Source organism: Leifsonia sp. Ger2509, assembly GCF_055231915.1.
Genome location: NZ_JBUYVB010000003.1, coordinates 1,754,841 through 1,767,798 on the forward strand (window position 1 = coordinate 1,754,841; position 12,958 = coordinate 1,767,798).

Below are 12,958 nucleotides of genomic sequence, written 5' to 3' on the forward strand. Positions count from 1 at the left end.
CGCCAGTAGCGCACTTCCGTCGAGCGAAAATGGTGCACTTCTAGAAGAGCGTTAACACGCACTTCTAAGGGAGCGTTAACAGGCGCTGAGGGTGATAACGCTCATGTGCTAGCAACTGCGTCTGCGAACAGGATCCAAATTAACAGACTTACGAAGGGTGCGATGCCAGCTAGAGCGACGGCGACGATTCCGTCCGATTTTCCGCGATTGCGCCCTATTGCTCGCACGCCCTGAACAAGTGCCCAGGTTCCGAACACTGTCCCGAAGAAGCACTGAAGTGCCACCAGCGCAATATCGGGGCTCAAACGGAAGAAGACGCCCACAAACCACCAACCATGTTCCAGGGTGGAGACGGAACTGAGATGAGACCTGGTCCCAAACAGGCCGACGAGTGCCGACATGATCGACGAGGCAACGACAACGCCGAGAGCTAAGGACAGCGCCCTTCGTCCGTCACTTACGGCGCGCCACGGCGGAACGGTCCGAGGTGAATTTGGCGTGGTCTCCTCGGGCGTTCCCGCGTCTCCGCTATCCCAGCCGAACCACTGAGCATCCTCATCACTAGGCTCGATTGGCCGGTGCGATCGACTCATTGAGATAAGAGTTTCATAAAAAGGGTGATTGTGCCGATACACCCAACGATGATCAATGCGACTCCTACGAGCAGTAACTCGGTCGGTCTCATGAGCCTTGGCTTCTCGGCCCATGGTTGTCCGCTATATCGAAGCTTGAGCCGAATTCGATTCTTGCCAGCAATGAGAATGATGCCGAAAACTATCGTTGCAGGAAACGCGATTACGAGGATCGTGTCGGGAAATATCGTCATCCTAAGAATCACAGCCCCTTGACGACTGTTCGCGCTCTTCCATGTGAACGCACCTCATCGCCATCCGATTGTCGACCCGTAGCCGTTATTGTAATCAAATCCGCTGCCGCTGGGAACGATCTGTCCGCCGGTGATTCTGTATCCCAGTTGCGGACCCACCGCCACGTCCCTTCCGGCAATAGTGAAGCTTACTTGCTCACCAACGAACGCTTTTGCGCCGACCTCGACCCCAGCCGACCCGCCTCCTCCGAGAGTCTGGGTCGTCTCGACGCCTGCCCCAGACCCGAAGTCTTCGACCGTGTTCCAGCTAATCCCCTGAACCTGACTCTCCGACTTTGCGCTGCTCGTAACCCCGGTAAGACTGAAGACCGAGCCGGCTCCGATTCCGGCGCTTAACGAACCCACCAGCGCCGGTGAAACATGGCCGTCGGGGTATCTCATACCGCAGTATGAGAGCCCGACACCGACCATGACAGTGAACGAACCGGATGCGCACAACCCAGTTGACTGAACGACAAACGGTTTGGCGCCAGGGGTCGCAATGAGACCCTTGAGTTGGCTACTGGGAATACCGCAACCGTTCTGAGTGCATTTCGGGTGAAGGTAGGAAAGCGGTGGGTCAATCTTCGGATTGGAGCCCTTGCCTCCGCCTCCGGGATTTCCCGCGGACGCGGGCGCGGGTGCGGTTGCTGGAGGCGTGGCTCCATAGTAAGCGTCTCGGCACGCAACGGTCTTGCAGGTTGGGTCAGTTGGTTCATTGCCGGATGGGTCCGCCAGAGTAACTGGGTTGTTCGTCGCGTAGGCGTATCCGTTGTTCTGTTGCGGGTTCGCCGGGGCGAGAACGCCATCGACGGACAAGAATTTGCCGAGGGTGGGGTCGTAGGCGCGCGCCCCTAACTGGGTGAGCCCGGAGAGGGTGGAGGTGGGGGCGTTCAAATACCCGTGGTCGCTGGACCAGGTGGCGGGTGTGCCGCGGGTGTTACCGTAGGGGTCGGCGTAGCGGCGGGTGACGGTACCGGTGGTGTTGTTGACGTTGATGTCGCCGGTGTGGTTCGCGTCGACACCCAACCACGTGAGAGTTGTGCCGTTGCGTTCGGCGGCGGGGATGCCGTTGACGCTGTAAGTGCGGGTTCCGGTGACGGTGCTGCTCCCTGCGGCGACGTGGAGTTCGGTGTCGCCCAGGTACAGGGTGGATCCGTTGGTGGGATCCGACTGGAGGAGCAGGTTGCCGGAGGCGTCGTAGATGTTGGTTTGGGTGACCCCGCCGGCGGTGACGGTGGAGAGTTTCCCGTTGGGGTCGTAGGTGAGGGTTTGCCCGGGACGGGTGGTTGTGTTCCCGGCGGCGTCGTACCCGTAACTGTCAGTGGATCCGCTGCCGGCGGTGTGGGTGACGGTTTGGACGGCGTGCGGGTTCGCAGCCCCGGCGGCCGGGTAGGCGTAGGTGTCCGTCGTCGATGTCCCGGTGCCTGTGGTGTCGTTGTGGGTGACCTGGGTACGGTTGCCGGTGGCGGCGTCGATGGAGTAGTCGGTCCAGTACGGGGCCGCTCCCCCGATGGTCGCTGCGGATGGTGCGGTGGTGCAGTTGGTGGTGGTGGGGGTCCAGGCTTGGGTGAGATCGTGCAGGTAGTCGTAGCTGAAGCATTGGTTGTCGGCCCCGGCAGCCCCGGTGGTGGCGATAGCGGTGGTGTCGCCGGCGGGGTTGTGGGTGTAGGCGCGGTCGGCTTGGGTGGTGGTTGTGCTGCCGGTGCCGGTGGTGTCTTTGATGTCGGTGGGGGCGCCGGTGGCGGGGTCGTATTGGTAGCTACTGTCGGCGGTGTTGGTGCCGGTGCGGTGGATTTGGGCGATTTGGTTGATGCCGGTGTAGGAGACGCCGGTGACGATGTTGGCGGTGGCGGAGAGGCTGGAGGCGAGGCCGACGACGTTGTATTGGGTGATGACGTCTTCGGCGGGCAGGTTCCCTTCGGCCGGGTAGGACGCATCGCCGAGGGCACCGTTCTGGTAGTACTGCAGCCCGGTTGTGTAGGAGGTGCCGGCGAACGCGGGAGCCCCGGCGGGAATGCTGATGGTGGTTCCGGTGGGTCGGTAGCCGCCGTCGTACCCGGTCACCGTGGCGGTGTAGGCGGCACCGGGGGTGCTGGCGGTGGAGCCGACGTAACTGGTCGACGCGGCCGGTTGCCCTTTCGCCGCGGCGTCGTAGGTCCAGGCGGCGAGGATCGGCCCGGTTGGGCTGGTGGTGTGCTGGCTGGTTTTCCGGTTGAGGGCGTCGTAGGTGTAGGCGAGGGTGACCCCACGCGCGTCGGTCGAGGTGAGGAGGTTGCCGGCGTCGTCGTAGGTGCTGGTAGTGGTGCCGGTGTCGGGGTCGACCGCCGTGGTTTGGTGGCCTAACACGTCGTAGGACCAGGTCCAGTGGTTGCCGGCGGGGTCGACCATGGACGCCATCTGCCCCTGCACGTCGTAGGTGTAGTTGGTGGTTTCGAAGGAAGCGCCGGTGGGGGTGGAGTTCAAGTATTGGGTGAGCTGTGTTTGCTCGCCGAGACTGTTGCTGATCGTGGTGGTGGGGGTGCCGCCAGCGGGTGGGGTGGTGTCGACCCGGTCGACGCCGGTGTAGCTGTTGCTGGTGACGGACTTTTGCACGCCGAGGGAGTAGACGGTGCTGGTGGTGGGGCGGCCGGCACCGTCGTAGCTGGTGGTGGTTTCGTCGGGGATCGCGGATTCGCTGGACGGCAGGAACAGGGTCGCTGACGGGGCGGACGCGGTGGTCCAATACGCGCTGTTCGTGAGCCGAACTCGGCCGGCGGAGTCGCGCATGGTGTCGGCGGCGAACATGCCGCCGGCGCCGGACGGGGACTGGGTTTGGATGGGCAGGCCGAGCCCGTCGAACAGTTGGTAGGAGGTGACGGTGTTGTTCGCGCCGAGGGTGGTGGTCGCAATCGTGTTCGGTGCCGTTTTCGACAGCGTGTACGCGTACCCGATCGACGGTGCGGACGGGAAGGAGGCTTGGGCGCGGTCGGTCAACCACACCCCGACCCGCCGACCTAACGCGTCGTAGGTGGCGGTGGTCACCTTGTTGTTTTGATCGGTGACTTTCGTTTCGACCTCCCAGCGCGGGTCATACACGGTTACGACCGGCCAGCTGAACGGGGCGGTGTTCGTCACCGTGATCGCCGTGGTCGCCCCGGACCCGGCGGTAGCTCCTGCGGGCGGGGTGTAGGCGGTGGTGGTGGTGTGGCCGAGGACATCGGTGACCACCAGCGGGCGACCCATGATGTCGTAGCCGGTTCGGGCGGTTTTCGCCCAGGTCGCCGCACCGGACACGTACCCGTTGACGGTGTCGGTCTCGGTCGGGTCGCCCTTGATCGGGATGGTGCCGAACGCGAACGTGTCGTACGCGGTTTTCGTGTCACTGATCAGATCCGCCGGGTACGACGCGGACGCCAGGTTGGCGCAGTCCACCCCCACCTTTTTGATCTCATAGGGGGCGCCAATGATCCCGACAGCAGTGTTGTTGAGGTAGCTGGTGGTGGTGCACGTGTGCGGGGCATCGGACGGGGCAACGTTGACCTGGGTGGGCAGACCGGTGGCGGGGTCAAAGGTGGTGACGGTGTGGGTGGTGCGGTTGCCGCCGGTGGAGACCGGTTCGGTGGTCAGCACATCAGCGTCGCCGGTGAGCCTAGCGGTGATCGTGCCGTTGTTCGCGGTGACCGCTGAAGCCCACGGGGTGGTGACCGTGTCACTGACCATGGCCCCAGCGACCCCGTTCAGGTTTTTCGCTTCGCGGGTGCGGCCGGCGAACCAGAGCGAGTCCGGCACCCCGGGCGACCCGGTGACACTGACTGTTTTGGTGCCGCCGGAGGGGGCGGCCCGGTCGCCGTCGAGGCCTTGGTAGAAGGTGTAGTCGGTGGTCTGCTGCAAGGCGGGGCTGTTGTGGTCGCCGACCCGGATTTCGATCTTGTTGTAGCCGGCGAACACATTCCAGGTGCGGGCGTTGTCCGGCACCAGCGGGGAGGTGTTGTACCGCCAGGCCGGCAGCCCGGTGTAGACGTAATCAGTTTCCTGGGTGGCGTCCATGGCGTTCCCCGTGGTCGGGTTGGAAACCACGCTGGTGACCACGTATTTGTGGAACAGGTCCTGTTCGGGTGCCTGTGGTGGGGTGACCTGGGGAGTCCACAACTGGGGGAAACACCGTTTCGTGTTCGACTGCGGTGCCGCATTGATCGTGGCTACGTCGGCCGGCACGCACTCCGGGACCGAATAGTTGACCGAGATGGCCGCCCCCAACCCTGTGTGTAGCGCCGTGATCCTGTACCGGGCCAGTGGGGACAGCCCGCTGCCGGTGGTGAGGACCCGGTTGTCCATGGTCGCCCCGCCGAAGGTGGTAACCGGCTCGGTCAATGACGCCGCCCCGTTGTAGCCGGTGTGCGAAATCTGGGTCAACCACAGGGCGGGGTTCGCGGTCTCCCCCGTCGGTGGGAACGAATGCCCGAGCGTCCACACGTCCACATTCGAATACGCCCCGGCGACCAGCGCTTTGGTGGTGACGGTGGACAGCATGCTGGTGGTCCAGAAGGTCGGTGACACGAACGCCGTGCACGTCCCACTGGTGCAGTTCTGGTCGAACGGGACATCCGGGTAGTAGGTCGGATGCGCGGGGGCTGTCGCATATCCGGATGCCGGTTCCGCCGTGCAGTTCACGTGCGTGGTGTCGTTGCAGCGGCCGTAGGCGTCGTAACCGAAGACGACCTTCCCGGACGCGGCGTTGGTGGCGTAGGCGTTGCCGGTGGTGAACCCGTAGTCGATGTGTTCGAGCTCCCCGCCACGGGTGTAGGCGGTCGCAGTGGTTTTGTTCTTCGAATAGATGTTGGTTTGCGCGTTGTAATAGAACGCTTCCGCGTTGCCGTGCACGTCAACGACGTAGTCGAGGTTCCACCGCCACGCCTGCACACACGACGACGCCGCGAACGTCGTTGAGTGGCAGGGCTCGCCGGTGTCGTTGCCGAACACCGGGACGGTCCAGGTCGAATTGGTGGTGGGTTTGCCGGTGGCCCAGCCGGGTAGCTGGTTCTTCCCGAAAAAGTATTGGGTGCCATCCCGGGTGGTCATCTTCCAGCAGTCGGTGTCGTAGGTGCCGTTCGCGGCGCATCCTGCAGTGGTGCCGACGAGGTGTTCGAATTTGGTGCCGTCGTCGTTCTGCAGCTTCCACGCACCGCTGGTCGAATCTTTGACGAGTTGGCCGGAGTGGCCGGCGAAGGAGATAGAGGCGTTGTCGGTCTTCCAGCACAAGTCACCGGAGGTGGTGACCGGGACCGTGTCGGCGGCGCAAGACACGTAGGAGCGTTCGATGAACCCGGCACCGGACAGGTTCCAGCCGTCACCGATCGCGGAGGTCTGGTTGTTCGTCGCCCCGGTCTCCCCATCAATGGACTGCGAGTCATAGTTCACCGCCACGGACGGGGCGGGGCCAGCGGCGGCCGGTGGAACCCGGAACGGGTACGCCCAGGTGAAGTCACCGGTCTGCGCAGACACATCCCAGGTCGAGGACGGTTTCAACGGCGTCGCGGTGAACGACCCGGTACCGGTGGAAGAGATCGGGCCCGCAGTGGCTGCCAGCAGCATCGGCTGCGCACTGAGCATCGGGGTGGCGACGATCGTGCTGGACGAGTCTGCGGTCGACGGCACCCGCTGAGCGACCGGGGACGAGACCGACTTCTTCTGCGTGCTCAAACTGGACCGCTTTGTCACATAGGAGGCCGGCGCCACCGACAGCCCGGCCGCAGACGGGGCCGACGTCGTCGACCCTGTCGCTGCGGGTGGGGTACTGCCATCGACCTGGACCCAGTGCAGCCGGGAGGCGTAATCGGCGCCGTAGAGGCTGTTCAACATGTTGGTCGGAATCCGCACGGCCACCGGGGCGGCGACGGTGGAGTTGTCCGTGCGGGACAGCTCGACGACGAGGCCTTTCAGACCGAACTTCTTGGCGTCCGCCTGGCTGAGGATGCTGGCCTTCACCGAGCCGACCGTGCTCGAAATGCTGCCCTTGGTCCGCTTCGCGGGCGCGGTGCTTGGGGTGGTGGCAGCGACGGCGAGACCGGTGTTGCCGAGGTTCTGCCATGGCCCACGTTTCAAACCGCCACCGCCGTGGGAGGGCAGCGTGGTCAGGGTCCCGGTGAGTGGGGTGCTGGTGTCGAAGTCGCCGGGGCTGGGGAGACTGCTGGTGGCAGGTGCCGCGGATCGGTTGCTGGCGGGGATCGGGCGGGCGGCGGTCGGTGTGGCGTGGTGGCCGGGCACTTTCGGTCCGCGGTTGACGGGCACCGTTGACGCTTTCGAGGGCGGGGCGGGGGGTGGGGTGAACCCGGTGAGTCCGAGCGTCCCGACCGTGATCACCGCCACTACGATCGTCAGTTTGCGCAGCTGGAAGCGTGTTTTAGCCATCACGATGTCCCTTTTTGGATCCGCGGGTGGGGTTGTCAGGTGAGCGGGTTGGATTGGGCGAGCTCGCTGAGCTGGTCGCTGTCGATCACACCGGGGAAATCGAACGGATCGCTGATCTGGCCGGTCCAGGCTTGATAGTCGGTGGTTGCCGTCTGCCGGGCGGCACCGACCACGAACGGACCCGCCAGGGACGGGATGCTGGCCACAGTGTTGACCGCGGGAGCGGTGGCCGTGGCTCCGACAACTAGCCGGAGCTGGTGGGCGACCGCATCCCAGATCCCCGTGACGAGTACCCACTGTTGGGTGCTGATGCCCGCCTTGGTGGCACAGGTTTTCGTTGTCCCGCTGGTGACACAGAACTCCCAACTGCCGCTGTTCTGGCTCAGTGTGACCACCGACCCGGCCGGCCCGGACTGCGACAGGGCGGTTTGGATCCCGGTCGTGGTCGTCGGGTAGAGCCGGGCACCGATCGAGAAACTTCCCGACCCGGTCGCCGACGTGGCGGTCGTGTCCGCGGCCCCGGGTGGGGCAGTGAAGTCCAGGGGGCTGCCCTTCGGGTCGGTGAAACTGGTCGGCACCGACCGTAATGGTGCGGCGGTGGTCCGGCCGGTGCCGATCGTCAACGGCAACTGGTTGGCATTAGTGTCGGTGACCGTCTGTCCCCCGGTCAACTGGACGCCGGCGGTGTCGGTGAGCCAGGTGTGACCGTTCTGATAGTTCACCGTCGGCGACTCGCCGGCAGTGATCGGGACCTGGGCAACCTTGGTCGATACGTTCCCGGCGGCGTCCAACGCGGCCACATACAAGGTCAAAGCGGTGTTGTTGTCCGGTGGCGCCACCGTCAGGGTGGCCGTCCTCGAGCTGACCTGGCAACTGAACGATGCGGTCGCCGTGTTCACCACCGGAGTCGTGCTGTTACAGGGCAGCCCAGTCAACGACGACGCGGTCGCCGCTGGCACCGGCGGTATTGATGAGCCGAACCACCAATACTCGAACGCCGCCGTGTCCGGGGACGTCGAGGCTGCGGTGGCGGTGACCGTGATCGGTGACCCGACCGTGTATGGTCCCGGGGCGGCGACGGCGGTCGGCTGGTCCGGGGCGATGTTGTCGGCCCGGAAATAGCAGGTGTTCGACGGCGGCGATGTGCCCCACCCGTCGTTCGAGTCCACCCACATCGAATACGGGACGTTGTCCCGGAAATCATTGGCCACCCACTCGTGCGCAGGGTCCGTGTAAATGGTTGCGCCGGGTGCCTCGTTCAGTGACATCCGGTTGGAATAGGTCACCAACGGTGACCCGTACATGGTGTGGAAGGTCGTGACCAACAGAGCACCGGTATCCGGGTCGGCGGTCGACGCGACCGGGACCAACCCGGTCGTGCTGTCGTTGATCCACGCCGGGTTCGCTTGCGTCCCGCAACCGCGTTTCGGGGTGTCGAACCCGAGCAGGACCGGCGCGGACGGTTTCGTGTCGTACTTCACATAGAACGTTGCTGCCTGGCTGAAATGCCGGCGGGTCAACGTGTCGGACTCGTCCTGAGCGCGTAACCCGATCTGGACCACGCTGGCACTGTTCGCTGCCGCCCACACCGCCGACTGGCCGGTGTTGAACCCCTCCAGCTTCGCCCCCGCACAACTGCTGCCGTCGGCGAGGGAGAGCGTGTCGTCGAGGTGCTGCCACAGGTTGGGGTCGGTGTTCCAGGTGAACCCGGGGGTTGCCGGCCCATACCGCCACGCCTGGATCGGTTTCGCGGTGCACGTGTTCGACCACAACTCGGTCACATCGAACCGGGAGGTGATGATGACCTTGTTGGCCAATCCGCTGGTCGGGAACTGCCAGAACGCCCGCGACAAGTAGCCGCCGCCGTTGCCAACCGACTGGATCCCACCGGCCTGGTTCCCATTCAGGTAGGACTGGTCCGGGTACGCCCGGTCGGTGAACCAGTACGCGTTCGCGCCCGGCTGCCACTCCGGATCCACAAAGATGGGATAGGTCACGCCTGCTGTGGTAGCTGCAGCGCTGACGTTCAACGTCACCGAGCTCGCGGAGGTGCTGAACGGGAGTGGTCGCACTTCGGACCCACCGGATGGGCCTTGCCCGTCAGAGCCGGCCCCGGTCGAGTCCCACCAGGTCGGCGATGCCGACGTGACAGCTGACCCGTCCGTCGCGGTTGCTGTGACCTGTTTCGTCGCGTTCGCGGTCACCGATGCGCCGCTGATCCCGAGCTGGACGGTTTTCAGGTTCGGATTCGCGGCCGCGGCAGCAGTTTTCACCACAAGCACTTCTGACATTCCAGCTGCGGTCGCGGTCAACTGCAGGTCGACCCCGGGGTACACCTCCCGGTAGGTGGCGGTCGCCCCCGCCACGGTCGGGGACGGCAAGGTTCCACCCGGCCAGGTCTCCGACACCCACTTGGCGCCGGTGGTCTGCACCTTCGCCATCAGGTCGCTGCCGCCGGCGGAGAACTCCACCGGTGCCGCCGCTGTCGTGGGGGTGAGCATGCCATCGGTGCCGGTGTGGAGGGTCACGTCCACGGGCACCCAGCTGGTGCCGTTCTGGACCCGGACCGGGACCGAGGACGCTTGCAACTCCATCGACCCGTCCGGTTGCGCGGACACCTGCGACAGCTGGTCGGTTTGTGAGTCGATCGCGACCGGGTGACCGTACTGGGCGGCGACTGCTGACGCGGTCGCCGGATCGCTGGTGTGTGTCACATCCGCCAGGGGTGTGCTCGATGTCGCAGCGGTCGCTCCTGTTGCCGTGCCGGCGGCGGAGGCCAAGCCTGCGGTCAGCAGTACCCCGACCACGGTGGCGGCGGTCACCGGCCGCAGCCGAGTCCTGCCGGTCACGCGGCGAATCCTGAACAGCCCTGCCCTATGGCGCGGAAGGAGTGGATTGAAGCAACGGGACGCATGAAACCCCCTAGAAACTGCCTACACACGAGGCGGCAGGACTGAAGGTATCGGCAAACATTGCAGGCATGAAAGATGTAAATCGTGGATTTTCCGGAATGCCCCCTGTATTGGGGTAAACCGCATGCATGCCGGTCGTGTTGGAGCGGAGCGAATTCGCGGACATTTGCGGAGCCGCTGCGCCATGCGGGCGGCAAGGCCGCCTCGTTAGCGGCCTAGTACATTAGGCGGGTGACGGACGCGCTCTCTCGGCTCATCTACGTGGATGACTCTGGCGACACCAAGCGCGGATGGATCGTTTACGGCTGGGTGGAGTGCTCGCCCGCGGAGTGGGCGCTGGCATTGCGGACTTGGCTTGAGTTGCGCAAGGAGCTGTGGCGCGAATTCTCAATCCCGCCGGCTCAGGAACTCCACGCGACTGATTTCGTATTCGGGCGATCGAGGATCTCGACCAATCCGCCTGATCGCTTTGTCCATCATGGGATCACTTACTGGAAGGATCTCGGCCGCGCCGTCGCGATTCGCTGCCTCGAAGAAATCCGCGACTGTCCGTACATACGAGTCGGGGCCGTTTGGGAACGCACCGATCTGCGCGGGAGCGAATACTTCGAGGAGCGTGGCCGTATGTACGCGGCGCTGGTGGCGGCGTGGGACCAGGAGCACCGCAACGCTGGCGACTTCGCCTTCGTCAGCATGGACGGCGACGGCTCCGACCCTTCGTACTTTCGTGCACACCGGGCCCTCCCGCTGGACACTAGGCGCATCATCGAAGACCCAATGTTCCACGACTCGAAGCGATCTCAGTGGATGCAGATGGCCGATCTGGTGGCATATGCCGCTCACGCCCATGTCAGTGCCCACGCCGGCAACGAGTTCGCCTGGTACTGGTACGAAGACTATCTGGCGAAGAAAGCACCAAAGAGTGAACCCTGGAAGTTAAACAGCTAGGCCCGCCAATCCACGAGAGTGGGGCGAGCCTGCCTGAACAGTTTAGCCGAGGTAGCGACCAATGTCGATCCCTCACGACCATACCGACACTGCGGGTGATCGGGATCAACGCGATCTCGTTCTCCTAACAAAACTTGCCGCCGTAACACTTCACCTACATCCAGGCCTCCTTTGTCCAGCCCCTATACGACTGGCATCATCGTTGTTCGTGCGAGGTCATGCCCAACCGTGTGGGCGTGGACTGCAATAACGATTGGTGCGATCCGCTCGTGCTGGCGCGGGGCTTGCGTCAGCAGTTCGCCAAGGACGAGAACTGGGTCGAGGTGACGGATTGCAGCTTCAACCTGGCCCGCGAGCCGACCATCGCATCGGATCTGGCAAAGCAATTCCCGCGATGCGGTATCGAGCGCGCCGCTAAGCGCGAGCAGGAAATGCGTTGATTCCGAGTCCGAGACATACCAAGGCTCCCCAACGACAATTCCACGTAAGACAGTGGAAGTTCCCATGCACGTCGTCTCGTTTGGCGCTTGCCGATCAGTCATGAGCCTACCTTCCGGGTGCATATTGCGTCGTTGGATCTCCCGTTCACCGGATTCTCGAGCACGCGTCTGGGCGGACATCATTGCTGATTCGGACGAACACTGCGCGCTTCAAGCGGGCCCCTTCTTGTCGAAGATCCGGAGATCTCATGGTGAAGCTTTCTTCACAATAGTGAAGATTTCGACACTGCGCGGCAAACGCGCCGCGACTGAACTGGAGTAGTGAATTACGCCACTCGCGACCCGAATTTTGAAGCGTTACGGGTGGAGCTGAGTAAGCTCCGAGCCTCTCGAAGATGGACCTATGACACCCTCGCAGAGCGGTCCGGAGTTACTCGACGCACGCTGATTGCGATCGAAACCGGCACAACTCACGGACGTCTTGATTCGTGGTACAGGATTGCGCAAGCCTTGGGCATGGACTTGGGCGAGCTCCTCGCCCCCCTTGATACCTAAACGAAACCTTCTCACACCGACCGCTTCTGACACCCCAAGCTCTTTGCTCTGCACACGCCGGCTTGAGGTTGAACCGTGAACCGGCGGAATTCTTGAGATAGGTCAGGCCGAGCGCCCCGCATCGCGAAGGCGCCCGGCCGCTCCTTGAGTTATGCCAGAGCCACAGACATAGCGGGCTGCCCCGGGATCGCGGTCGGCCATTCGGTGGTGCGCGCCGGGTCCGGGTTGGGGATTGGCGACTCTACACCGAATTCAGGGCCGGCCACAGGTGAACGCTCATCGGCGGCCTTCGACGGGTTGATCATCGTGGCCGCGTTGTACTGGAGTCCGGCTCCGACAGCCGTCGCCTGGATCTGCGGTTCTCCCATCGCGAGCGTTCCATCAGACTTTTCGTACGCCCGCCCCTCGTGCTCCCGACCCGACACGATCGCCTGATCGCCCTTGTGCAGGGTTTGCCCGACGTGTTCGGCGAGCTGTCCGCCGATGTAGACGTTGTGGAACGCGGTAGGGCCGTCGCCCCACTTCCCTTGCTCGTCCTGCACTCGGGTGTTCTCCGCCAGACGCAACAGCGCGTAGGGCTTCCCGTTCCTGTCGATGCCAACCTGCGGGTCGCGGGTGAGGTTGCCAACGACGGTCTTCTGCGGGGTCTGTGATTCCGCCATCGCGGTACCACCCTTTCGTGTTCATACGATCACGCACCGGATAGTGCGCTCACCCAATACGCGACCGGATGCGCTAGTCCTTCGCCCCAGATCGGCACGTAGACGAGGTCGCTGCCGCAGGGATATTGCGCCCACATCCCGGTGGAGACGCCTAAATAGTCCGATGTCAGTACCGAAATCTGCTCC

6 protein-coding genes are annotated in these 12,958 nt (G+C 64.0%); 3 read left to right on the forward strand and 3 right to left on the reverse strand.

Going from position 1 to position 12,958, the window contains the following annotated elements; genetic code table 11:
• Positions 1-880: 880 nt before the first annotated feature.
• A complete protein-coding gene (locus ACV7NN_RS08670) occupies positions 881-7,255 on the reverse strand; it encodes an RHS repeat domain-containing protein (protein WP_463349168.1) in 6,375 nt (2,124 codons plus the stop codon).
• A 35-nt stretch (positions 7,256-7,290) separates the two neighbouring features.
• Positions 7,291-10,104, reverse strand: coding sequence for a LamG-like jellyroll fold domain-containing protein (locus ACV7NN_RS08675; RefSeq protein WP_463349169.1), 2,814 nt, complete (start codon positions 10,102-10,104; stop codon positions 7,291-7,293).
• A gap of 294 nt (positions 10,105-10,398) precedes the next feature.
• Here ACV7NN_RS08675 and ACV7NN_RS08680 point away from each other — a divergent pair, with 294 nt between their 5' ends.
• From ACV7NN_RS08680 to ACV7NN_RS08690, 3 genes are all read left to right on the forward strand, one after another.
• Positions 10,399-11,115 (forward strand): DUF3800 domain-containing protein, encoded by a 717-nt coding sequence (locus tag ACV7NN_RS08680; protein WP_463349170.1) that lies wholly within the window; start codon positions 10,399-10,401, stop codon positions 11,113-11,115.
• A 236-nt stretch (positions 11,116-11,351) separates the two neighbouring features.
• Positions 11,352-11,555 (forward strand): hypothetical protein, encoded by a 204-nt coding sequence (locus tag ACV7NN_RS08685; protein WP_463349171.1) that lies wholly within the window; start codon positions 11,352-11,354, stop codon positions 11,553-11,555.
• A gap of 363 nt (positions 11,556-11,918) precedes the next feature.
• On the forward strand, positions 11,919-12,110 hold the full coding sequence (locus tag ACV7NN_RS08690; RefSeq protein WP_463351267.1) for a helix-turn-helix transcriptional regulator: 192 nt from the start codon (positions 11,919-11,921) through the stop codon (positions 12,108-12,110).
• Positions 12,111-12,259: 149 nt separating this feature from the next.
• On the opposite strand, the gene ACV7NN_RS08695 is transcribed toward ACV7NN_RS08690, so the two are convergent.
• The gene (locus tag ACV7NN_RS08695) at positions 12,260-12,772 is read right to left on the reverse strand and encodes a single-stranded DNA-binding protein (protein WP_463349172.1); all 513 of its coding nucleotides are present in this window, start codon (positions 12,770-12,772) and stop codon (positions 12,260-12,262) included.
• Positions 12,773-12,958 lie beyond the last annotated feature (186 nt).

Excerpts from the sequence above, each read along its gene's own strand:
- ACV7NN_RS08670 (WP_463349168.1), bottom strand. The coding sequence starts at position 7,255 with ATGGCTAAAACACGCTTCCAGCTGCGCAAACTGACGATCGTAGTGGCG.
- ACV7NN_RS08695 (WP_463349172.1), bottom strand. The coding sequence starts at position 12,772 with ATGGCGGAATCACAGACCCCGCAGAAGACCGTCGTTGGCAACCTCACC.